Here is a 22,669-nt window from a genome sequence, read left to right as displayed (position 1 = left end):
CTTATATTTTCAACCTCCAATTCATAGTTAAAAATATTCAAAAGAATATTTAAATTTTTCTAATATTGCGGTAAAATGGAAACATATAGTAAAGCGCTTTCAATGGGAACAGTAGATTCCCATTTCTTTAGGAAAAGCTTCGAGCGAGCGTTCAGTCAACCAGAACATGATTACACGATTTAATAGATAAGGAGAGATGTAGATGGGAAGAACTGTCATCCTTAGCGGAGCAAGAACTCCTTTTGGCAAATCCGGAGGAGCCCTAAGCGACCTTTCAGCTTCTGAATTGGGCGGGATCGCTATGAAGGAGGCAATAGGGCGAGCGGGAATCCATGAGGAGGATGTCCAAGAAGTGATTTTAGGAAATGTTCTTCAAGGAGGCCAAGGGCAAATCCCTTCTCGTCAGGCAGCAAAAAAAGCGGGCCTACCATGGGAGGTAAAAACAGAAACAATCAACAAGGTCTGTGCCTCTGGTATGAGAAGTGTAACCTTAGCTGACCAAATCATCCGTGCTGGTGATGAAGAGGTGGTGGTTGCAGGTGGAATGGAATCCATGAGCAATGCTCCGTATTTTTTACCAAAGGTACGGTTTGGATTAAGAATGGGGGATTCCACCGTCAAAGACCTTATGGTGCATGACGGCTTAACATGCAGCTTTACTGGCGTTCATATGGGAACCTACGGAAATGAAGTAGCGGAAGAAATGGGGATCACAAGAGCAGAACAGGATGAGTGGGCATTAAGAAGTCATCAGCTCGCACTAGCTGCCATTGATGCTGGGAAGCTGGCAGAGGAAATTGTACCTGTTGAAATTCCACAAAGAAAAGGAGATCCGATTGTCGTCTCAGTGGATGAGGCTCCAAGAAGGGATACCTCTCTTGAACAGCTAGCAAAATTAAGACCGGTATTTGGAGCCAATGGAACCATTACCGCTGGAAATGCGCCTGGAGTCAATGATGGTGCGGCTGCCCTCGTGCTCATGAACGAGGAACGTGCGGAAAGGGAAGGAAGAACCCCTGAAGCGATCATCATTGGGCATGCAGCAATTGCCGTGGAAGCAAAGGATTTTCCAAAGACACCCGGACTCGTGATTAACGAGCTACTAAAGAAAACAGGGAAAACACTCGAGGAAATCGATTTGTTCGAAATTAATGAAGCCTTTGCGGCTGTAGCACTCACAAGCGGTAAGCTCGCAGGTCTAAATCCTGACAAAGTAAATGTTAACGGTGGTGCTGTTGCCCTCGGGCATCCAATTGGAGCGAGCGGAGCAAGAATCATCCTCACTCTTATGTATGAGCTAAAAAGAAGAGGTGGCGGTATTGGGATAGCGGCTATCTGCAGTGGTGGCGGTCAGGGGGATGCAATTATGATTGAGGTTCCGAAAGGCTCTTTTCTCAAATAATAGATGGGGGGCAATGAAATGAACGTAGAAAAGATTATGGTGATCGGAGCTGGGCAGATGGGTTCGGGAATCGCTCAGGTCTGTGCCACAGCAGGCTACAAGGTTATTCTAAATGATCTCAAGCAGGAATTTGTTGAGCGTGGTTTCGCCGTTATTCAACAAAATCTCTCAAGGCAGGTTTCAAAAGAACGAATGACGAGCGAAGAAATGGAAGCGATCCTTGGAAATATTACGGCTTCCACTGATTTGAATGATGCAGGCCAGGTCGACCTCGTGATTGAAGCAGCGGTTGAGAATATGAAGGTCAAAACAGATCTGTTTAAGCAACTGGATGAAATAGCTCCTGCCCATGCCATTTTGGCCAGTAACACTTCATCCTTGCCAATTACGGAAATTGCTGCAGCAACCAACAGACCGGAAAAAGTGATTGGGATGCACTTCATGAATCCTGTTCCAGTCATGAAGCTCGTTGAAATTATCCGCGGGTTAGCCACCGTTGATGAAGTGTACAAAACGATTGAAGAAATCACGATACGACTAGGAAAAGTTCCAGTAGAGGTGAATGACTTTCCAGGATTTGTATCCAATCGAATTTTGATGCCAATGATTAATGAGGCGATTTATACACTTTATGAAGGGGTGGCAACGAAGGAAGCCATCGATGAGGTGATGAAGCTGGGGATGAATCATCCAATGGGCCCGCTCACATTGGCTGATTTCATTGGACTAGACACTTGTCTATATATTATGGAAACCCTCCATGAAGGCTTTGGGGATGACAAATATCGCCCATGTCCATTGCTGCGCAAATACGTGAGTGCTGGCTGGCTCGGCAAAAAGTCAGGACGAGGATTCTATATATACGAGTAAACTACCAATCAAACAGATTAGCAAGAACATATATGTCAGCATGAAAGGGGGCAAAAGCATGGACTTACGTTTTACCGAAGAGCAGAATATGATGCGGAAAATGGTCAAAGACTTTGCTCAAAAGGAAATCGCCCCATTCATAGAAAAAATGGAACAAGGGGAGTTTCCAAGAGACATTCTTAAGAAAATGGGTGAACTCGGATTAATGGGTATCCCTATCCCAGCAAAATATGGCGGTTCTGAAATGGATTTTGCTTCTTATATTATTGCCATCCATGAGTTATCTAAGATAAGTGCGACGGTAGGTGTGATTCTTTCCGTCCATACCTCAGTGGGTACTAACCCGATTCTTTATTTTGGGACGGAGGAACAAAAGCAAAAATACGTACCAAAGCTCGCAGCTGGTGACTATTTGGGAGCCTTTTGCTTAACGGAGCCAGGTGCCGGCTCAGATGCGGGGGGCCTCAAATCAAGGGCAGTCTTAAATGGAGATCATTACACGATAAACGGTTCAAAGGTCTTTATCACCAATGGTGGTGAAGCAGATATTTACATTGTTTTTGCTTCGACAAACCCAGCAAAAGGGACAAAGGGGATTTCTGCTTTTATCGTGGAGAAGGGGACCTCAGGTCTTATTATCGGGAAGGATGAGCATAAAATGGGGCTGTACGGCTCCAGAACGGTGCAAATCACCTTTGAAAATATGAAAATACCAAAGGAGAATTTGCTTGGGGAGGAAGGTCAAGGCTTCAAAATTGCGATGGGAAACTTAGATGTAGGGAGGATTGGAATTGCTGCCCAAGCACTTGGGATTGCAGAAGCTGCTTATGAAGCAGCGGTAGCCTACGCCAAAGAGCGTCAGCAATTCGGTCGACCAATTGCTACTCAGCAAGGTATAGGATTTAAGCTTGCCGATATGGCAACCGCCATTGAAGCAGCCAAACTACTCATCTATCGTGCTGCTGACCTTCGTGCCCAGGGCTTAAATTGTGGAAGAGAGGCATCGATGGCCAAGCTTTTTGCCTCGAAAACTGCAGTTGAAGTCACAACAGAGGCGATTCAAGTGTTTGGAGGCTATGGCTATACAAAGGATTATCCCGTTGAACGCTTCTTCCGTGATGCCAAAGTGACAGAAATTTACGAGGGGACAAGTGAAATTCAGCGCATCGTCATCAGCAAGCAGTTGTGATCATTCTTAAAAGGTGTATCGCCGATATAATGTTTCTCACCCTGAATTACAGCGCAAATAACTACCCTACTCATATTAAAAAAGAAAGAAGGCTAGGAAAATGAGATTTCAATTATCTGAAGAGCATGAAATGATTCGAAAAATGGTCCGTGATTTTGCTAAAAATGAAGTCGCACCAACCGCAGCCGAGCGTGATGAAGCGGAGAGCTTCGACCGCAAAATTTTTGACAAGATGGCTGAGCTTGGCTTAACCGGTATTCCGTGGCCAGAAGAATATGGGGGCATCGGAAGCGATTATTTGGCATACTGTATTGCAGTCGAAGAGCTTTCTCGTGTGGACGCTTCAATTGGAGTTACCCTTTCAGCCCATACATCACTCGCTGGCTGGCCAGTATACAAGTTTGGAACTGAAGAACAAAAGCAGAAATACTTACGTCCAATGGCGCTTGGGGAAAAAATCGGTGCCTACGGTTTAACCGAGCCGGGAAGTGGCTCAGATGCCGGTGGAATGAAGACAACGGCCCGTCTTGAAGGAGATCACTATATCTTAAACGGCTCGAAAATTTTTATTACGAACGGTGGCGAAGCGGATATTTATGTTGTCTTTGCTTTAACCGATCCAACCCAGAAGACAAGAGGAACAACCGCCTTTATCGTGGAAAAGGACTTCCCAGGCTTCTCCGTTGGGAAAAAGGAGAAAAAGCTCGGCATTCGTTCCTCACCTACAACGGAAATTATTTTTGAGGAATGTAAGGTTCCAGTTGAAAACGTCCTAGGTGAGGTAGGAGAAGGCTTCAAAATTGCGATGATGACCCTTGATGGCGGACGGAATGGAATTGCTGCTCAAGCGGTTGGAATTGCCCAAGGGGCATTAGATGCGGCGATTGATTATGCGAAAGAGCGTCAACAATTCGGAAAACCGATTGCTGCGAACCAAGGAATTGGCTTTAAGCTCGCCGATATGGCAACAAGCGTGGAAGCAGCAAGACTACTAACCTACCAAGCGGCATGGCTTGAATCAGAAGGGCTTCCATATGGCAAAGAATCAGCGATGTCAAAGCTATTTGCTGGAGATACGGCGATGAAAGTGACAACGGAAGCCGTTCAAGTATTCGGAGGCTATGGCTACACAAAGGATTATCCGGTCGAAAGATTTATGCGTGATGCGAAGATTACCCAAATCTATGAAGGAACACAAGAAATTCAAAGACTCGTCATTTCCAGAATGATCACGAAATAACTGCCACCTCAAACAGACAGACGTGCAGCTTAGCTTTTTTCAACTCATACAAGGCAGATAACACTATCTGCCTTCTATTTTATCTATACGTTCAATGTAATTATAGCCTTATGCGTATGGGTGAACGTGTTTTGCTCGGTACGAGCAACGAAGTGAACCCATGCGCATAAGGCGGTAAACAAAGCCTAATCAAAAGGAGGGTTGATGCATTCCATGAAAAAGCGTGAAGTTCAAGCTTCTGTTAAGGATGAACGCCTTGTCGTCAAAAGGCGCAATCAAATGATAAAAGGGGCAGTCACACTTTTTAAGGAAAAGGGATTCCACCGGACAACAACTAGAGAAATTGCCAAAGCAGCCGGTTTCAGCATCGGCACGCTATATGAATACATTCGAACAAAGGAAGATGTCCTTTATCTCGTTTGCGACAGCATCTATGACGAGGTGCATACACGGCTCCAACAGGATATTGACACGAAACGGGGTACATTGGAAAGCTTGAAGCTTGGGATCGGGAATTATTTCCGCGTCATTGACGACCTGCAGGATGAGGTTCTCGTTATGTATCAGGAGGCCAAATCGCTTTCGAAGGATGCGCTGCCATATGTGCTACAAAAGGAAATCGATATGGCCCTACTCATCGCCGATATTATTAATCGATGCGTGGAAAATGGGGAACTCTCTCTCTCTCCTAATGAGGTCAAGCTGCTTTCCCATAACATTGTCGTTCTTGGTCAAATGTGGGCTTTTAGACGCTGGACGATTCAAAAAATATACACGCTAGAGGAATATATCGATATTCAGGTCAATCTGATTTTCGAAGGATTAAGGCAAGGGAATCAAGTCTCACAGGCAACAAACATCACCTAATAAATGGGGAGGAGAAGAATGAGTACACAAATGGTATATAAGCCAAAAAATCATATTCGTTTCGTCACAGCTTCAAGTTTGTTTGACGGTCATGATGCTTCGATTAATATTATGCGCCGCATTCTTCAATCAAGCGGGGCAGAGGTCATCCATCTTGGCCATAACCGTTCTGTAGAGGAAGTCGTCAATGCGGCCATCCAAGAGGATGTGCAGGGGATTGCGATTTCCTCCTATCAAGGCGGTCATTTAGAATACTTCAAATATATGTATGATTTGTTAAAGGAAAAGGGAGCTTCCCATATCCGAATCTATGGTGGCGGTGGCGGCGTCATCATTCCTCGTGAAATCAAGGAGCTCCACGAATATGGAATTGCCCGTATTTTTTCCCCTGAGGATGGTCGGGTAAATGGTTTACAAGGCATGATCAATATTATGTTAGAGGAATGTGACTATCCTACCGTAACGGCGGATTCAGCTGAATATATGGAGAAATTGCAGAGCGGGGATACGATTGCAACAGCTAAGCTAATCACGCTTGCAGAATATCAAACAGCAGAAATGGCGGCAGCGGTTGAGACGGTTATGAACCAAGTGAAATCCATCGAGAAGAAAGCGCCCGTCTTGGGGATTACAGGTACAGGAGGAGCAGGAAAAAGCTCTCTTACTGATGAATTAATACGCCGTTTTCTTAACGAAATTCCCGAAAAGAAGGTCGCCATCCTATCTGTCGACCCGACGAAACAAAAAACAGGTGGTGCCTTACTTGGCGACCGCATCCGCATGAATGCCATCTTCTCTCCACGTGTCTATATGCGAAGCTTGGCGACAAGAAGTTCCAAATCCGAGCTGTCATCTGCAATTAGAGAAGCGATATCAGTCGTGAAAGCAGCAGGCTATGATTTAATCGTTGTGGAAACAAGCGGAATCGGACAGGGGGATGCAGGGATTACAGAAATTTGTGATGTGTCCATGTATGTCATGACGAGTGAGTTCGGGGCTCCGACACAGCTCGAAAAAATCGACATGATTGATTATGCAGACCTCATCGTTATCAATAAATTTGAGCGAAAGGGTTCGGAGGATGCATTGCGCCAAGTCCAGAAGCAATACCAGAGAAGCCATATGCTTTTTGACAAAGAATTAGATGACATGCCGGTGTACGGAACGATTGCCAGCCAATTTCATGATCCAGGAACCAATGCTTTGTTTGCGGCACTCCTTGAAGTGATTAACGAAAAAACGGGCACCCATTGGTCCTCAAGGTACTCTAAGAATGAAGTGGTCATTAAACAAAATGTCATCATCCCGAATGATCGTCGCTACTATCTTCGTGAAATCTCAGAAACCGTGCGAAAGTATCATCAAAGGGCGAAGGAGCAGGTGGAGCTCGCCCGCAAGCTTTTTCAAATTGAAGGAACAATCGCCGCACTTCAAAATCGTGAAGTGAATAAGGAAGTATTGGATTCTTTGAAAGCGCTTCAAAAGGAAGTGGAAGATCAGCTTACCCCAGAGTCGAAAAATATTTTGGCTGGCTGGGAGGCAACGAAGGAAAAATATGCAGGCAATCAATTTGTTACAAAAATTCGTGATAAGGAAATTGTGACGATTTTAAAAACAAAGAGTCTATCTGGACTGGAGATTCCTAAGGTGGCCTTGCCGAAATATAAGGATTACGGCGAGATTCTTAACTGGGTGTACAAAGAAAATGTTCCAGGCGCTTTCCCTTATACGGCAGGAGTCTTCCAGTTTAAGCGGGAAGGAGAGGATCCGAAGCGTCAATTCGCAGGAGAGGGAACGCCGGAAAGAACTAATCGCCGCTTTCATTATCTTTCAAAGGACGATGCTGCAAAGCGTTTAAGCACCGCCTTTGATTCTGTTACGCTCTATGGCGAGGACCCGGACCATCGCCCAGACATTTATGGGAAGGTTGGGGAGAGCGGCGTCAATGTCTGTACACTGGATGACATGAAGAAGCTCTACCAAGGCTTTGACTTATGCCATCCTTCAACGTCCGTTTCTATGACGATTAATGGTCCAGCCCCGATTATCCTAGCGATGTTCATGAATACGGCAATTGAACAGCAGCTAGAAAAAAGGAAAACCGAGCTTGGCAGGGAACTTACAGCAGATGAATATGAAGAGGTAAGGGCAAGAACCTTACAAACCGTCAGAGGTACGGTTCAAGCTGATATTTTAAAAGAAGATCAAGGTCAGAACACATGTATTTTTTCAACGGAATTCGCCTTACGTATGATGGGAGATATTCAGCAATATTTTATTGATCATAAGGTCCGCAATTATTATTCCGTCTCCATTTCTGGCTATCATATAGCGGAAGCGGGAGCAAATCCGATTTCTCAGCTTGCTTTCACGTTGGCCAATGGCTTAACCTATGTGGAGTACTATTTGAGCCGGGGGATGCATATAGATGATTTTGCACCGAATTTGTCCTTCTTCTTCTCAAATGGATTAGATCCTGAGTATACCGTCATCGGCAGGGTAGCAAGGCGCATTTGGGCTACGGTGATGAGGGATAAGTATGGTGCGAACGAGCGCAGTCAAAAGCTTAAGTATCATGTTCAAACATCCGGTCGTTCTTTACATGCACAGGAAATTGATTTCAATGATATTCGCACCACGCTGCAAGCATTGATGGCCCTGCATGATAATTGTAATTCCCTCCATACGAATGCCTATGATGAGGCGATTACAACACCAACGGAGGAATCGGTTCGACGTGCCATGGCGATTCAGATGATTATTACGAAGGAGCATGGCTTAACGAAGAATGAAAATCCATTACAGGGCTCTTTTATCATTGAGGAACTCACGGATCTAGTGGAGGAGGCCGTTCTCCAGGAGTTTGACCGTATAAATGACCGCGGCGGCGTTCTCGGTGCAATGGAGACACAATACCAACGCGGAAAAATCCAAGAGGAATCTATGTATTATGAAATGAAAAAGCATACTGGGGAGCTGCCGATCATCGGCGTGAACACCTATTTGAACCCAAATCCTCCTTCAGAGGAAGAGGTAAATAATATGGAGTTGGCAAGAGCCTCTAAAGAGGAGAAAGAGCTGCAAATTCATAACCTACGAGAGTTCCAAAGTCGAAATCAAGCACAAGCAGAGGCGGCCCTAAATCGGTTAAAGGAAACCGCTGTAAATGGCGGTAATGTTTTTGCGGAGCTTATGGAAACAGTAAAGGTAGCAAGCCTTGGGCAAATTACCCGTGCGCTCTATGAGGTTGGCGGTCAGTATCGCAGGAATATGTAAATAGGCTGAATTAATAATGTCGGTTGGTATCCCTAAACGAGCTTTTCTTCCGGCTTCTGAAATAAAAGTGAAAAGAGGGTATGCCAACCGATGATTCTTCTTCTGTGTCGGTTAACAACAGTAAAAAAAGGTAATCGGATTTAGTCAAAAGGATTTTTAAATTGGTCAATATTCCATATAATAGAAGAGAGCCTTAAGGACGACGGATTTCGGGATGTGAGACGTTGAAAAGACGTGTACTAACACTGGTTACCATTGTGCTGTTAGCTGCAGGCATGTATTACCTTTATCAAAAGCAGCTTGGTGCCATTTCCTTTTTTCTACTTTCTATCTTCTTTTTCTCCATAGCATATAATCAACTTTCCAGTTCCTCTATGAAAAAGCTAAAAAAACGGCAAAACTATTTTGTTAGAAAAAAGTAGGAGAATCACAAGGTTGAACTAGCATAAAGGCTTTAATTTTGTTTATAATGAAGAATATGCGAAAAGAGAGCAGCATAAGTCTGGCTTGTTTAAATAGAAGCTTTAGTCGTTACTCTATGTTTCCGCCTTATACGTGTACGTTCACTAAGTTATTCGTACCGAATAAAACCCGTTCACGTACACATATAAGGCTAAAAATTATCATAATACTTTAACACATTTTTCTCATTGAACAAGCCAACAAGTGTCCAGATGGTGAAAGGAAGTGCTGAAATTGAGTCTTAACCAGTTCACACAAGAACAATTGAAAGAAATGTCATTAATAGAATTAGCTTATGAAATTCTTAATAGTCAAAAACAACCAGCAGCATTCAAAGAAATTTTGGACGAAATAGCGGCTAGCCTTGGGTTAAGCGAGGAAGAGGTTCGTTCGAAGATTGCTCAGTTCTATACAGACTTAAATATTGATGGCCGTTTTCTTTCATTAGGAGAAAACCGATGGGGTCTAAGAGTTTGGTATCCAGTGGACCAAACCGAAGAAGAAGTTGTGACCCAAACAAAGCCGAAGAAGAAGAAGGCGAAGAAGGTCCTTGATGAAGATGAGGATATCGATTTCGAGGATGTGGATGAAGAAGAACTCGACTATGACGATCTTCTTGATGATGAAGAAGAGATTGAAGAATTAGATGAAGACGAGGACTTTGAAGACGAAGAGTTAGAAGAGGATTTAGAGGATGATCTTCTTGATGATGAAGAAGATGAATTCGAAGAGCTTGAAGAAGATAATGATTTTGAAGCAGATGAGGACGAGGATTTATAATTGTTAGGTTCTTGACTTTTTTAGAAGAGGCTTGTAGAATCATTTTTGGGCTCCTTAAAAAAGGAACGAGTTGGATCATAATTAGCGCTCCCTTACATTTCTTGTAAGAGGAGCGTTTTTATTTTGTCTAATAGAGAAAACTAGGTGAAGAGTAAGTGCGTTTGACTCCCCTAACATGAAATGGATGATTTTAAGGCTTTTTTTATGGAAGGCTCTTTTCTCAGGAACATTAGAGTAATCAAAACCACCTTCCGTATGAAAACAGCCTTATGGAATGAAGCAAATATGAGAAAACTTACTTTAGAGGGGGAAAATGAACATGACAAAATATATTTTTGTAACTGGTGGCGTCGTTTCATCACTTGGAAAAGGGATAACGGCAGCATCCCTTGGTAGATTATTAAAAAATAGGGGCTTAAGTGTCACGATCCAAAAATTTGATCCATATATTAACGTGGATCCAGGAACGATGAGCCCTTATCAGCATGGAGAAGTATTCGTAACGGATGACGGAGCGGAAACAGACCTTGACTTAGGACATTATGAGCGCTTCGTCGATATCAATGTATCGAAGTTCAGTAATGTAACCACTGGAAAAATCTATTCTACCGTCCTTCAAAAGGAACGTCGTGGTGATTATCTTGGTGGAACGGTGCAGGTCATCCCTCATATTACCAATGAAATCAAGGAACGGGTCTTCCGTGCAGGACAGGAAACAAACGTTGATGTGGTGATCACAGAAATTGGTGGAACCGTAGGGGATATTGAATCACTGCCATTCTTAGAAGCCATTCGTCAAATTAAGAGCGATATCGGCCGCGATAATGTTATGTATATTCACTGTACATTAGTTCCTTATATTAAGGCAGCTGGAGAAATGAAGACAAAGCCTACACAGCATAGTGTGAAGGAGTTAAGAAGTCTAGGAATTCAGCCAAACATCATCGTCGTGCGTACAGAAATGCCGATGCCGGACGATATGAAGGATAAGATTGCTCTCTTCTGCGATATTGATGCGAATGCGGTTATTGAATGTCCCGATGCAGACACTTTATATTCCATTCCACTTACTTTACAGGAACAGCATATGGATCAAATTGTTTTGGACCATCTAAAAATCCAAGCTCCTGAAGCAGACATGACGGAATGGACAGCGTTAGTTAACAAGGTTCAGAGCTTATCGAAAACGACTAGAATTGCCCTCGTTGGAAAGTATGTCGAGCTTCAGGATGCATATATTTCTGTTGTTGAAGCCTTGAAGCATGCAGGCTATCAATTTGATTCGGATATCGATATTAAATGGATCAATTCCGAAGAGGTCAATGAAGGCAACGTGAAGGAGCTTCTTGGTGATGCAGATGGCATCCTTGTCCCAGGGGGATTTGGCGATCGTGGAATCGAAGGGAAGATTTTTGCGACCCAATATGCTCGGGAAAACAAAGTGCCTTTCCTTGGAATTTGTCTAGGAATGCAATTAGCATCGATTGAATATGCACGCAATGTCTTGGGTTATAAGGATGCCCATTCAGCCGAAATTGATCCGAAAACCACTCATCCGATCATTGACCTACTTCCTGAGCAGAAGGATGTAGAAGATTTAGGTGGAACACTTCGACTTGGCTTATACCCTTGTAAATTAGTGGAAGGATCCAAGGCCTATGCGGCATATGAGGATGAAGTGATCTACGAGCGCCATCGTCATCGTTACGAGTTTAATAATCACTATCGTCAGGAGATGGAAAAGGCAGGATTTGTTTTCTCTGGTACAAGCCCTGATGGACGCTTAGTCGAAATTATTGAATTGGTTGATCATCCATGGTTTGTTGCGTCCCAATTCCATCCAGAATTCACATCTAGACCAACAAGACCACAGCCATTATTTAGAGACTTTGTCGAAGCATCATTAAAGGCTAAGAAATAATAAAATTAAAAGGACTGTCTCGAGATGATGAGACAGTCCTTATTTTTTGTCTATATTGTCGAAGATTGATATAGCCTTCTGTGTATGCTGTGAGCGGGTTTTATTCGGTACGAATAACGTAGCGAACACATACACAGAAGGCGGTATCATAATCAGGCATTCTTTAATAGTCCTCCATAATTTCCTCGAGCGTAAACTTTAGGCCATAATAGACAAAGAGCGCCGCCATGGAAGCAGGGTAGCCAAATCGATTTCCTTCATCATCTGGAAGAAGAGCCCTCTTTAGATGAAGGTCAATATGGACATCTGCGAGATGGACTAGATTATCTTTCTCCGTTGTGATGTGCGTGGAGACGGACACAAAGGGAATTTCTCGCTCTATCAGCCACTTTCCTGCCGAAACTGCCGCATCATCATGGGAGTAACGTGAAAAAATAATCACTCGGTCCGCTGAGGTGAGACTTTCATCCTGTCCATCCCATCGCTTTACCTTTTCAAAAGGCTCTGCACTATATAAAGCTTCACTGATGACAGCCCCCATTTCATCTTCGCCAAATAAATAAACACTTCCATCCCCAACAGCAGCTTGAGCAATGAGTCTTGCCCCATCTTCAAAGGAGAATTCCTCCTGTTCCTGAATTTTTTTAAACAAGCCGGATAATTGAGTAGAAAACATTTTTAACATGGTATAGCTCCTTCCTATCTTTGCCCCCTCATTATAAGGGAAGCCTAATAAAAAGGTAAAATTAGCAGAAGTAAAAAAATAACTTTTAAAATGAAGGATTATTGAGAAGGCAAAGCGAATTAGTGATTGGGAAGTTACGGGAAATGATACATATACATATAGAGCCTTCTAAAAAATCATAGCACCAAAGTTCATTCGATGTTAAGGAAGAGGTGGTTTCAAATGAAGGGGAAAGTATTGATCGTTGATGACCAGTTTGGCATTCGGATTTTGCTGAATGAAGTTTTACAAAAAGAAGGGTATGATACATATCAAGCTGCAAATGGCATTCAGGCGTTGGATATTGTCACAAAGAATTGCCCTGATTTAGTATTGCTTGATATGAAAATTCCTGGAATGGACGGAATTGAGATTTTAAAAAGAATGAAGCTTATCAATCAGGATATACGGGTTATTATTATGACTGCTTACGGTGAGTTGGATATGATCCAGGAAGCTAAGAACTTAGGTGCCTTGGCGCATTTTGCTAAGCCTTTTGATATTGATGATATAAGGGATGCTGTCAAAAAATATATTGCTGAGAGGATAAGCTAATTTAAGTGGACGCAATTCATAAAATAGAGATTTTTTAAGAATTGGTGAAATTGATATACCTAATTAGCATTTCTTTTTTCAATTTGTTAAAATTATGTTTGGGATCATTCTCTTAAAGCTGTGGATTTTTCTTACATATTCATTTTTGTTCTGGGAACACTTTTAAGGAATCTTTGCCATGCTTAAGAAGAATAGACCATGAAGAAGGAGGAAATAGAATGCCTTTAGTATCAATGAAAGAAATGCTTATTCAGGCAAAAGAAGGTGGCTATGCGGTAGGTCAATTTAATATAAATAACCTAGAGTTTACGCAAGCCATTCTGCAGGCTGCTGAGGAAGAGAAATCACCTGTTATCCTTGGTGTTTCCGAGGGTGCTGGACGTTATATGGGTGGCTTCAAAACGGTTGTCAAAATGGTCGAAGGACTATTAGAAGATTATAAAATTACGGTTCCTGTGGCTATTCATTTAGACCATGGTTCAAGCTTTGAAAAATGTAAAGAGGCAATTGATGCTGGCTTCACTTCAGTAATGATTGATGCTTCCCATGATCCTTTTGAGAAAAATGTGGAGACTACATCAAAAGTAGTGGAGTATGCTCATGCAAAAGGAGTTTCAGTAGAGGCTGAATTAGGCACAGTAGGTGGACAAGAGGATGACGTTGTAGCTGATGGCGTGATCTATGCCGATCCAAAGGAATGTGAAGAGCTTGTTAAGCGCACTGGCATTGATTGCCTTGCACCAGCACTTGGCTCTGTTCATGGTCCATATAAGGGCGAGCCAAAGCTTGGCTTCAAGGAAATGGAAGAGATTGGCCAAATAACTGGGTTACCTTTAGTTCTTCATGGTGGAACAGGTATTCCAACAAAGGATATTCAAAAAGCCGTTTCATTAGGTACGGCGAAAATCAATGTTAATACAGAAAACCAAATTGCTTCTGCGAAAAAGGTTCGTGAAGTATTGGCTGCAGACTCGAACATGTATGATCCACGAAAATACTTAGGTCCTGCTCGTGAAGCCATTAAAGAAACCGTCATTGGCAAAATGCGTGAATTCGGATCCTCTGGAAAAGCTTAATAATAAGTAAGAAGAGGTTCTGAACCCAAATGACTCGATACATTAAAACCGAAACCGCCTTTCCATTAGAGGCGGTTTCAGTGCATTTATGAATTTGGCTTTTCTCTCAAACATAGTTGCTTGTGAACAAAAAATTTAGGAGGATGAAGGGAAATGAAATTTTTTATTGATACAGCCAATATGGACGAAATCAAAGAGGCTTATGCTTTAGGAGTGGTTGCGGGGGTTACGACCAATCCATCATTAGTGGCGAAGGAGAAGAATGTCACTTTTGAAGACCGTTTACGCGAAATTACGGCACTTGTCCCGGGTTCTGTCAGCGCCGAGGTCATTGCGCTTGATGCAGAGGGAATGCTGCGTGAAGGAAGAGAACTAGCCAAAATTGCTCCAAATATTACGATCAAGGTACCGATGACTCCAGAGGGTCTGAAGGCAGTTTCTGTTTTTTCCAAGGAAGGGATCAAAACCAATGTAACCCTAATTTTTAATGCGAACCAAGCTTTGCTTGCTGCAAGAGCAGGAGCCTCCTTTGTCTCACCATTTCTAGGTAGATTAGACGATATCGGACATGATGGCCTAGAATTAATCTCCAAAATCTCAGATATCTTCACTATCCACAGCATTGAAACAGAAATTATTGCAGCATCCATTAGACATCCCCAGCATGTGACCGAAGCAGCTTTAAGAGGTGCTCATATTGCTACGATTCCATATAAGGTGCTTATGCAGTTATTTAATCACCCATTAACAGACAAGGGAATTGAGGCATTCTTGGCAGATTGGAATAATCGCGGGTAGGGAAATATAGGTATTTAGGCTGATTTTGAACTTTTCCTAATAATGATACATGGATTATAGTTTTTCGTGTAAACTATATAAATAGGGATATTATGCCGTAATTCTATTATGAATGGGATAAATTCTATTGGGAATATAATTTTTCACTGGACATCAAGGTTAAGAAGGGAGTCAGAGATGGAAAAGCTTAAAATCGCAGGCGGCTACCCTTTAAAGGGAACTGTGCGGATAAGTGGGGCCAAAAATAGTGCAGTCGCACTGATTCCAGCAACTATTTTGGCTGACTCACCCGTCACGATTGAAGGTTTGCCAGAAATTTCTGATGTTGAGTTATTAAAAGGGTTGCTTGAGGAACTTGGAGGGGCAGTCCAATTTTCAAATGGTGAAATGACTGTTGATCCCTCCTCAATGATATCCATGCCATTGCCGAACGGAAAGGTCAAAAAGCTGCGTGCCTCCTATTATTTAATGGGGGCTATGCTTGGTAGATTTAAGAAGGCAGTAATTGGGCTGCCAGGCGGCTGCCACTTAGGCCCAAGACCGATTGATCAACATATTAAGGGTTTTGAGGCGCTTGGGGCAAAGGTGACAAATGAGCAGGGAGCGATTTATTTAAGAGCGGACGAGCTTGTCGGTGCAAGAATTTATCTCGATGTTGTTAGTGTTGGCGCAACGATTAATATTATGCTAGCAGCTGTTCGTGCAAAAGGGAAAACGATTATTGAAAATGCCGCAAAAGAGCCGGAAATTATTGATGTAGCTACCCTTTTAACGAATATGGGTGCTAAAATAAAAGGGGCCGGAACCGATGTGATCCGGATAGAAGGTGTGGACGAACTTCATGGATGCAAACATACGATCATACCGGACCGGATTGAAGCTGGGACATTCCTAATCCTAGGTGCTGCTATTGGAGAAGGCATTCTTATAGATAACGTGATTCCTCAGCATATGGAATCGCTAATAGCCAAGCTTCGAGAAATGGGAGTTCCGATTGAAGCGCAGGATGATCAAATTTTTGTTGGGAAGTCGGCTGCCCTTAAAGCAGTAGATATTAAGACCCTCGTTTATCCTGGATTTCCAACCGATTTGCAACAGCCTTTTACATCCCTTCTAACGAAGTCAGATGGGACAAGTGTTGTGACGGATACGATCTACAGTGCTCGCTTCAAGCATATTGATGAATTACGAAGAATGAACGCCAATATTAAGGTAGAAGGGCGCTCCGCGATTATTAGCGGGCCTGTTCAGCTTCAAGGAGCCAAAGTGAAGGCAAGTGATTTACGCGCAGGAGCGGCATTAGTCATTGCAGGATTAATGGCAGAGGGCATAACAGAAGTAACCGGCGTTGAGCATATTGATAGAGGCTATAGTCACCTAGTGGAGAAATTAGAGGGACTGGGCGCTACCATTTGGAGAGAGGCTCTCACACAAGAAGAGATGGAGCAGTTGAAACAAGCCTAACATAGTTTTTGGGGAGGAACACCGATGGAAAGAAGTTTAACGATGGAGCTAGTTCGCGTAACCGAAGGGGCCGCATTAGCTTCCGCACGATGGATGGGGAGAGGAAAAAAGGATGAAGCAGATGATGCTGCTACATCAGCAATGAGGAATGTATTTGACACTGTTCCAATGAAAGGAACGGTTGTCATCGGGGAAGGAGAAATGGACGAGGCTCCGATGCTTTATATTGGGGAGAAGCTTGGTACAGGCTATGGACCAAGGGTGGATGTGGCCGTTGATCCGCTAGAAGGAACCAATATTGTTGCTTCAGGTGGCTGGAATGCGCTTGCGGTTATTGCGGTAGCGGATCATGGGAATCTTCTTCATGCCCCGGATATGTATATGTACAAAATTGCCGTAGGTCCAGAAGCGGTAGGGCAAATTGATATTAATGCATCGGTAACAGACAATTTAAAAGCAGTGGCCAAAGCGAAGAATAAGGACATTGAAGATGTGGTAGCGACTGTTTTAAACCGACCACGGCATGAGGAGATTATCGCTGAGCTTCGTGAAGCAGGCGCTCGCATCAAGCTTATCAATGATGGTGATGTAGCAGGTGCCATTAACACGGCCTTTGATCACACCGGAGTGGATATTTTATTTGGCTCGGGCGGGGCTCCAGAAGGAGTTCTATCTGCTGTCGCATTAAAATGTCTTGGCGGGGAAATTCAAGGGAAGCTTCTTCCTCAAAATGATGAGGAAATCGAACGCTGCATAAAAATGGGCCTTGATGTGAACAAAGTGCTGCTCATGGAGGACTTGGTTAAAGGGGACGACGCTATTTTTGCGGCAACGGGTGTGACAGACGGCGAATTATTAAGAGGAGTCCAATTTAAGGGCTCATACGGATCCACCCATTCCTTAGTTATGCGAGCGAAATCGGGAACGGTTCGATTTGTAGAAGGGCGCCACAGCTTAAAAAAGAAACCTCATTTAGTGATTAAAGATTAGATAGAGAAAAAAGGAGCCTAAGTTAGTATAGTGTTGATTCTTAGCCTTATATGTGTACGTGAACGGGTTTTATTCGGTACGAATAACTTAGTGAATGTACACGTATAAGGCGGTACATAAATCAACTATTTAATATACTAGGGTTAGGCCCCTCTTACACCCCTCCTATTTTAAATCCAAAAAACTTATTGAAAAGAGCCTTGATTAATATTTGGGAAAAAGGGTACAATAGAGATTGTTTTTTATCATAATCACAATTCAATTTTTCTTCCCATACTTCAGTTAGCCTCAAAAAGTATTCTTCCCTATTTTCCGTAGAGGAAAAGAGCGTTCACATAGTTGAAAATAGTATATCTTTACAAAAATTTAAAGAGTGGTGTAAAAATGGAACTGACAATCTCAAGTTTAGAGAATTTGAAATTAAAGGAACTATATGAACTTGCAAAGACGTACCGAGTTTCATATTATAGTAAATTAACGAAAAAAGAATTAATTTTTGCTATTTTAAAAGCACGTGCGGAACAGGAAGGGTATTTCTTTATGGAAGGAGTACTCGAAATTATTCAATCCGAAGGCTTTGGCTTCCTACGACCGATTAATTACTCCCCGAGCTCTGAGGATATTTACATTTCCGCTTCACAAATTAGAAGATTCGATTTGAGAAATGGTGATAAGGTTTCTGGTAAGGTGCGCCCGCCAAAAGAGAACGAACGCTATTTTGGTTTGCTTCATGTGGAAGCCGTTAACGGAGATGACCCCGAATCAGCAAAGGAACGTGTCCACTTCCCAGCGTTAACTCCTCTATATCCTGACAGACAAATGAAGCTTGAAACGACTCCAAATCATATGTCTACAAGAATTATGGACTTAATTGCTCCCGTTGGCTTTGGTCAGCGTGGTCTAATTGTGGCGCCGCCCAAAGCAGGGAAGACCGTCCTGTTAAAGCAAATTGCCAACAGCATTACCACCAACCATCCAGAAGCAGAGCTAATTGTTCTTCTAATCGATGAACGTCCTGAGGAAGTAACGGATATCGAGCGTTCAGTTGCGGGAGATGTGGTCAGCTCCACGTTTGATGAGGTTCCAGAAAACCATATTAAAGTGGCTGAGCTTGTGCTGGATCGCGCGATGAGACTTGTTGAGCATAAGCGCGATGTCATCATCCTAATGGATAGTATTACAAGACTTGCTCGTGCTTATAACCTTGTGATTCCGCCAAGCGGCCGTACTCTTTCCGGAGGGATTGATCCAGCTGCCTTCCACAGACCGAAGCGCTTCTTTGGAGCGGCCCGGAATATCGAGGAAGGTGGAAGCTTGACGATCCTAGCGACAGCACTTGTCGATACAGGTTCTCGCATGGATGATGTCATCTATGAGGAATTTAAAGGGACAGGGAACCTAGAGCTGCATCTTGACCGTTCTCTTGCTGAAAGAAGAATCTTCCCTGCGATTGACATTCGTCGCTCAGGTACACGCAAAGAAGAGCTGCTTGTTCCGAAGGAGCATCTTGATAAGCTCTGGGCGATTCGCAAATCCATGACAGATTCACCTGATTTTGCGGAGAAATTTATTCGTAAGCTTAAACAAACAAAATCGAATGAGGAGTTCTTTGCTAAGCTAGATGAAGAGATGAAGGCAAAGAGATCGTAGTTTTCGATAAAAATTCCCATATTGCAAAACGAAATTCACGCTGTTATAATAGTTTTTGTGCGTTTATGATTTTAAGCAGCATGGCCAATACTATGCTGTAAAGATAACTCTGTTTCGAAAGATTCAGGGCAAAAAAGGAGCTGAATAGGAATGAAAGCTGGAATTCATCCAAATTATAACAAAGCAATGGTGACATGTGCTTGCGGTAACCAATTTGAATCAGGTTCTGTAAAAAAGGAAATCCGCGTTGAAACTTGCTCTGAATGTCATCCATTCTATACTGGTCGTCAAAAATTCGCTGAAGCTGGTGGACGTGTTGACCGCTTCAACAAAAAATACGGCCTTAAGCAACAATAAAAAACAGACAATAAAACAGGCAGAAGCTTTTTTGCCTGTTTTTTATTTCTATAATTTACATAGATTAGGATTGATTTTGGAAGGAGAGACCTGTTGATGTATGTTGTAAATCATCACGGCTGGGTAGAAGTTGTTTGCGGCAGCATGTTTTCTGGCAAATCAGAGGAATTGATACGCCGAGTTCGAAGAGCCCAGTATGCCAAACAAAAAATTGCCGTTTTTAAACCAGAAATAGATAATCGCTATAGCGATGAAGCTGTTGTCTCTCACAATGGTACATCGTATCATGCCAGACCAATTAAAAAATCAACTGATATTTTTAAATATATTGATGGCGATGAGGATGTCATTGCCATTGACGAGGTTCAGTTTTTCGATGCGGAAATATTGAAGGTGATTCAACATCTAGCCAATAGTGGACATCGAGTCATCGCCGCTGGACTTGACCAGGATTTCCGTGGGGAGCCCTTTGGACAAATGCCAGCGGTCATGGCGATCGCAGAAAATATTACAAAGCTTCAAGCGGTTTGCACGGTATGCGGTTCACCTGCCAGTCGGACACAAAGGCTCATCGACGGTCGTCCTGCATCCTATGATGATCCAATTATTCTCGTTGGCGCTTCTGAAGCCTATGAGGCCCGTTGCCGCCATCATCATGAAGTACCGAAATCCCCGAACGTCCTGGAACCACAAACAACAACCCAATTTAATTCATAGCACCTACTTTTTGCAAAGTAGGTTTTCTTTTTATTAAAGACTATGTTAATTTTTAGCCTTATACGTGTGCGTGAGCGGGTTTTATTCGGTACGAATAACTTAGCGAACGTACACGTATAAGGCGGTGTGTAAATCAACAACCAGATATAACAGTGACTTATTAGATAAGATTTCATTTTGGGTTTTGACGATGCTTTTCACCTATACTATAATTAGACTGTTATAGGTATCGATATATTTTTGTACGGAAACCCTGAGATTAAGGGATCAATAACCTGAGGTGAATAATTGTGTTTGATCGATTGCAAGCGGTGGAAGATCGCTATGAAAAATTAAATGAGCTTTTGAGTGATCCAGAAGTAGTCAATGATCCAAAAAAGCTACGTGAATATTCGAAGGAACAATCCGATATACAAGAAACGGTCGATGCGTACCGTCAATATAAAGAAGTTCGCACACAGTACCAGGATGCGAAAGCAATGCTTGAAGAAAAGCTCGATGCTGACATGCGTGAAATGGTGAAAGAAGAAATCGATGAGCTCGAGGAAAAAGTCGAGGAGCTTGAAGCTCGCTTAAAAATTCTTCTTATTCCTAAGGATCCGAACGATGAGAAGAACGTAATCATGGAGATCCGTGGTGCTGCTGGTGGAGATGAGGCTGCTCTATTTGCTGGTGATTTGTACCGGATGTACAGCCGTTTTGCTGAGTCAAAGGGCTGGAAAATTGAGGTCATTGAGTCTAATACGACAGGTGTAGGTGGTTTTAAAGAGATTATATTTATGATCAACGGTACGGGTGCATTCTCAAAACTGAAATTTGAGAGTGGGGCCCATCGTGTTCAACGTGTACCAGAAACAGAATCTGGCGGCCGTATTCATACGTCTACGGCAACGGTTGTCGTTTTACCAGAAGCAGAAGAGGTTGAAGTGGAAATTCATGATAAAGATATTCGTTTTGATACGTATGCTTCTTCTGGTGCAGGTGGGCAAAGCGTTAACACAACGATGTCGGCTGTACGGTTAACCCATATTCCTACAGGCATTGTTGTTACATGTCAGGATGAAAAATCCCAGCACAAAAATAGAGACAAGGCAATGAAGGTATTGCGCGCACGTGTATACGATAAATTCCAACAGGAAGCGCAAGCCGAATATGATCAAAATCGGAAATCAGCGGTTGGAACAGGAGATCGTTCAGAGCGGATCCGCACGTATAACTTCCCGCAAAATCGTGTGACGGATCATCGCATTGGCTTAACGATTCAAAAGCTGGACCAAATCCTTCAAGGGAAATTAGACGAAATAATTGATGCACTAATTTTAGAAGATCAATCTGCCAAGCTGGAAAGTGCTTCAGATGTATAAAAAGGTATATGAGGCCCTGAGATGGGCTTCTTCTTTTTTGAAGGAAAAGGGTCGAGACGAGAATGCGGGCGAAATTTTGTTACGTCATTATTTAAAGATGAGTCGCTCTACTTTATTCGCTAGCTTTCATGACGAAATCCCTAAGGAAGCTTTGAAGCAATTTGAAAGGGCTGTTCATCTGCATGGAGAAGGTGAGCCCATTCAGTATATTATGGGCTATGAGGAGTTTTATGGACGAAGATTTCATGTCAATAGGGAGGTTCTCATTCCAAGGCCAGAAACGGAGGAGCTTATTTTTAATTCGCTGCAGCGAATGGATAAGCGCTTTGGAGGACAAGACCTAAAGCTCGTTGATATTGGTACAGGCAGTGGAGCCATTGCGATTACAATGAAGCTTGAAAGACCTGCCATCCAGGTCACCGCTACCGATATTGCGAAGGAATCCTTACAGGTTGCGGAGAAAAATGCAGAAAATCTTCAGGCTGAACTTCGTTTTGTTGAAGGAGATTTGCTAGAACCCTTCATCGGCCGTGAAAAATTTGATGTTATCCTTTCCAATCCACCTTATATCCCTATTAGTGATAAGGAAAGCATGTCTGTTGTTGTCACCGAACACGAGCCACACCGTGCCCTTTTTGCAGGGGAGGATGGACTTGCGATTTATCGTCGCTTGATGGAACAGCTGCCTCTAGTGGTGAAGGACAAGGCATTGATTGGCTTTGAGATCGGTGCTGGACAGAGCGTGGCAGTGTCCCAGCTTTTGAAAAAAACCTTTTCCGAGGCATATGTCGAGGTCATATATGATATCAATGGCAAGGACCGGATGGTTTTTGCAGAACTTGGTTAGCCTCTCGTGTTTGCGGGAGGCTTTTTTGTTTAAAATGGCCGGTTGGTATGCCTGAACAAGCCTTTGCTCTTGGGTTTTAGAGCAACAGTGAAGAGAAGGTATGCCAACCGCTATTAGAGT

The 22,669-nt window shown here is 43.0% G+C and carries 20 protein-coding genes; 19 read left to right on the top strand and 1 reads right to left on the bottom strand.

The window, feature by feature from the left end; translation table 11 throughout:
• Positions 1-202 precede the first annotated feature (202 nt).
• The 9 genes from mmgA to pyrG all read left to right on the top strand — a co-directional run bounded on the left by mmgA (position 203) and on the right by pyrG (position 12,007).
• On the top strand, positions 203-1,402 hold the full coding sequence (gene mmgA, locus J2S07_RS03175; protein ID WP_307148949.1) for an acetyl-CoA C-acetyltransferase: 1,200 nt from the start codon (positions 203-205) through the stop codon (positions 1,400-1,402).
• Positions 1,403-1,420: 18 nt separating this feature from the next.
• The gene (locus tag J2S07_RS03170) at positions 1,421-2,272 is read left to right on the top strand and encodes a 3-hydroxybutyryl-CoA dehydrogenase (protein ID WP_307148948.1); all 852 of its coding nucleotides are present in this window, start codon (positions 1,421-1,423) and stop codon (positions 2,270-2,272) included.
• A gap of 58 nt (positions 2,273-2,330) precedes the next feature.
• Positions 2,331-3,461 carry an acyl-CoA dehydrogenase gene (locus J2S07_RS03165; RefSeq protein ID WP_307148947.1) on the top strand — a complete coding sequence of 377 codons (1,131 nt, stop codon included), beginning with the start codon at positions 2,331-2,333 and terminating at the stop codon, positions 3,459-3,461.
• 100 nt (positions 3,462-3,561) lie between these two features.
• Positions 3,562-4,701, top strand: a complete 1,140-nt coding sequence (locus tag J2S07_RS03160; protein ID WP_307148946.1) for an acyl-CoA dehydrogenase — start codon at positions 3,562-3,564, stop codon at positions 4,699-4,701.
• Between the two features lie 213 nt (positions 4,702-4,914).
• Entirely contained in the window at positions 4,915-5,568 is a 654-nt protein-coding gene (locus tag J2S07_RS03155; RefSeq protein WP_307148945.1) for a TetR/AcrR family transcriptional regulator, read from the top strand.
• An 18-nt stretch (positions 5,569-5,586) separates the two neighbouring features.
• On the top strand, positions 5,587-8,844 hold the full coding sequence (gene icmF / locus J2S07_RS03150) for a fused isobutyryl-CoA mutase/GTPase IcmF (RefSeq protein ID WP_307148944.1): 3,258 nt from the start codon (positions 5,587-5,589) through the stop codon (positions 8,842-8,844).
• Positions 8,845-9,068: 224 nt separating this feature from the next.
• Positions 9,069-9,266 (top strand): hypothetical protein, encoded by a 198-nt coding sequence (locus tag J2S07_RS03145; RefSeq protein WP_307148943.1) that lies wholly within the window; start codon positions 9,069-9,071, stop codon positions 9,264-9,266.
• A gap of 274 nt (positions 9,267-9,540) precedes the next feature.
• On the top strand, positions 9,541-10,086 hold the full coding sequence (gene rpoE, locus J2S07_RS03140) for a DNA-directed RNA polymerase subunit delta (protein ID WP_307148942.1): 546 nt from the start codon (positions 9,541-9,543) through the stop codon (positions 10,084-10,086).
• A gap of 319 nt (positions 10,087-10,405) precedes the next feature.
• Complete coding sequence (pyrG, locus tag J2S07_RS03135; RefSeq protein ID WP_307148941.1) at positions 10,406-12,007, top strand: CTP synthase; 1,602 nt, start codon at positions 10,406-10,408, stop codon at positions 12,005-12,007.
• A 163-nt stretch (positions 12,008-12,170) separates the two neighbouring features.
• On the opposite strand, the gene J2S07_RS03130 is transcribed toward pyrG, so the two are convergent.
• Positions 12,171-12,692, bottom strand: a complete 522-nt coding sequence (locus J2S07_RS03130; protein ID WP_307148940.1) for a DUF2529 domain-containing protein — start codon at positions 12,690-12,692, stop codon at positions 12,171-12,173.
• A gap of 222 nt (positions 12,693-12,914) precedes the next feature.
• On the opposite strand from J2S07_RS03130, the gene J2S07_RS03125 reads away from it, so the two are divergent.
• The 10 genes from J2S07_RS03125 (at position 12,915) to prmC (ending at position 22,549) form a co-directional block, all read left to right on the top strand.
• Positions 12,915-13,286, top strand: a complete 372-nt coding sequence (locus J2S07_RS03125) for a response regulator (protein ID WP_307148939.1) — start codon at positions 12,915-12,917, stop codon at positions 13,284-13,286.
• A gap of 218 nt (positions 13,287-13,504) precedes the next feature.
• Complete coding sequence (locus J2S07_RS03120; RefSeq protein WP_307148938.1) at positions 13,505-14,362, top strand: class II fructose-bisphosphate aldolase; 858 nt, start codon at positions 13,505-13,507, stop codon at positions 14,360-14,362.
• A gap of 153 nt (positions 14,363-14,515) precedes the next feature.
• Positions 14,516-15,160, top strand: a complete 645-nt coding sequence (fsa, locus tag J2S07_RS03115) for a fructose-6-phosphate aldolase (RefSeq protein WP_307148937.1) — start codon at positions 14,516-14,518, stop codon at positions 15,158-15,160.
• Between the two features lie 177 nt (positions 15,161-15,337).
• Positions 15,338-16,624 (top strand): UDP-N-acetylglucosamine 1-carboxyvinyltransferase, encoded by a 1,287-nt coding sequence (murA, locus tag J2S07_RS03110; RefSeq protein ID WP_307148936.1) that lies wholly within the window; start codon positions 15,338-15,340, stop codon positions 16,622-16,624.
• A 24-nt stretch (positions 16,625-16,648) separates the two neighbouring features.
• Positions 16,649-17,614: a class II fructose-bisphosphatase gene (gene glpX, locus J2S07_RS03105; protein ID WP_307148935.1), complete on the top strand. Its 966-nt coding sequence runs from the start codon at positions 16,649-16,651 to the stop codon at positions 17,612-17,614.
• 384 nt (positions 17,615-17,998) lie between these two features.
• Positions 17,999-19,264 carry a transcription termination factor Rho gene (rho, locus tag J2S07_RS03100; RefSeq protein WP_307148934.1) on the top strand — a complete coding sequence of 422 codons (1,266 nt, stop codon included), beginning with the start codon at positions 17,999-18,001 and terminating at the stop codon, positions 19,262-19,264.
• 150 nt (positions 19,265-19,414) lie between these two features.
• Positions 19,415-19,621, top strand: coding sequence for a 50S ribosomal protein L31 (gene rpmE / locus J2S07_RS03095; RefSeq protein WP_307148933.1), 207 nt, complete (start codon positions 19,415-19,417; stop codon positions 19,619-19,621).
• A 96-nt stretch (positions 19,622-19,717) separates the two neighbouring features.
• On the top strand, positions 19,718-20,338 hold the full coding sequence (locus tag J2S07_RS03090; protein WP_307149045.1) for a thymidine kinase: 621 nt from the start codon (positions 19,718-19,720) through the stop codon (positions 20,336-20,338).
• A 290-nt stretch (positions 20,339-20,628) separates the two neighbouring features.
• Entirely contained in the window at positions 20,629-21,702 is a 1,074-nt protein-coding gene (gene prfA / locus J2S07_RS03085; RefSeq protein WP_307148932.1) for a peptide chain release factor 1, read from the top strand.
• Positions 21,695-22,549, top strand: coding sequence for a peptide chain release factor N(5)-glutamine methyltransferase (gene prmC / locus J2S07_RS03080; protein ID WP_307148931.1), 855 nt, complete (start codon positions 21,695-21,697; stop codon positions 22,547-22,549). The genes prfA and prmC overlap by 8 nt, the downstream gene beginning before the upstream one ends.
• The last annotated feature ends 120 nt before the right edge of the window (positions 22,550-22,669 follow it).

The organism is Anoxybacillus andreesenii (assembly GCF_030813005.1).
Taxonomy (GTDB): Bacteria; Bacillota; Bacilli; order Bacillales; family Cytobacillaceae; genus Robertmurraya; species Robertmurraya andreesenii.
Note: the sequence above shows the minus strand (reverse complement) of the source record. Positions and strands in the feature narration are given on the sequence as shown.

Bases quoted from the DNA above. Each gene is read 5' to 3' on its own strand.
- mmgA (WP_307148949.1), top strand. From the start codon at position 203: ATGGGAAGAACTGTCATCCTTAGCGGAGCAAGAACTCCTTTTGGCAAA.
- J2S07_RS03170 (WP_307148948.1), top strand. From the start codon at position 1,421: ATGAACGTAGAAAAGATTATGGTGATCGGAGCTGGGCAGATGGGTTCG.
- J2S07_RS03165 (WP_307148947.1), top strand. From the start codon at position 2,331: ATGGACTTACGTTTTACCGAAGAGCAGAATATGATGCGGAAAATGGTC.
- J2S07_RS03160 (WP_307148946.1), top strand. From the start codon at position 3,562: ATGAGATTTCAATTATCTGAAGAGCATGAAATGATTCGAAAAATGGTC.
- J2S07_RS03155 (WP_307148945.1), top strand. From the start codon at position 4,915: ATGAAAAAGCGTGAAGTTCAAGCTTCTGTTAAGGATGAACGCCTTGTC.
- icmF (WP_307148944.1), top strand. From the start codon at position 5,587: ATGAGTACACAAATGGTATATAAGCCAAAAAATCATATTCGTTTCGTC.
- pyrG (WP_307148941.1), top strand. From the start codon at position 10,406: ATGACAAAATATATTTTTGTAACTGGTGGCGTCGTTTCATCACTTGGA.
- J2S07_RS03130 (WP_307148940.1), bottom strand. From the start codon at position 12,692: ATGTTAAAAATGTTTTCTACTCAATTATCCGGCTTGTTTAAAAAAATT.
- J2S07_RS03125 (WP_307148939.1), top strand. From the start codon at position 12,915: ATGAAGGGGAAAGTATTGATCGTTGATGACCAGTTTGGCATTCGGATT.
- J2S07_RS03120 (WP_307148938.1), top strand. From the start codon at position 13,505: ATGCCTTTAGTATCAATGAAAGAAATGCTTATTCAGGCAAAAGAAGGT.
- fsa (WP_307148937.1), top strand. From the start codon at position 14,516: ATGAAATTTTTTATTGATACAGCCAATATGGACGAAATCAAAGAGGCT.
- murA (WP_307148936.1), top strand. From the start codon at position 15,338: ATGGAAAAGCTTAAAATCGCAGGCGGCTACCCTTTAAAGGGAACTGTG.
- glpX (WP_307148935.1), top strand. From the start codon at position 16,649: ATGGAAAGAAGTTTAACGATGGAGCTAGTTCGCGTAACCGAAGGGGCC.
- rho (WP_307148934.1), top strand. From the start codon at position 17,999: ATGGAACTGACAATCTCAAGTTTAGAGAATTTGAAATTAAAGGAACTA.
- rpmE (WP_307148933.1), top strand. From the start codon at position 19,415: ATGAAAGCTGGAATTCATCCAAATTATAACAAAGCAATGGTGACATGT.
- J2S07_RS03090 (WP_307149045.1), top strand. From the start codon at position 19,718: ATGTATGTTGTAAATCATCACGGCTGGGTAGAAGTTGTTTGCGGCAGC.
- prmC (WP_307148931.1), top strand. From the start codon at position 21,695: ATGTATAAAAAGGTATATGAGGCCCTGAGATGGGCTTCTTCTTTTTTG.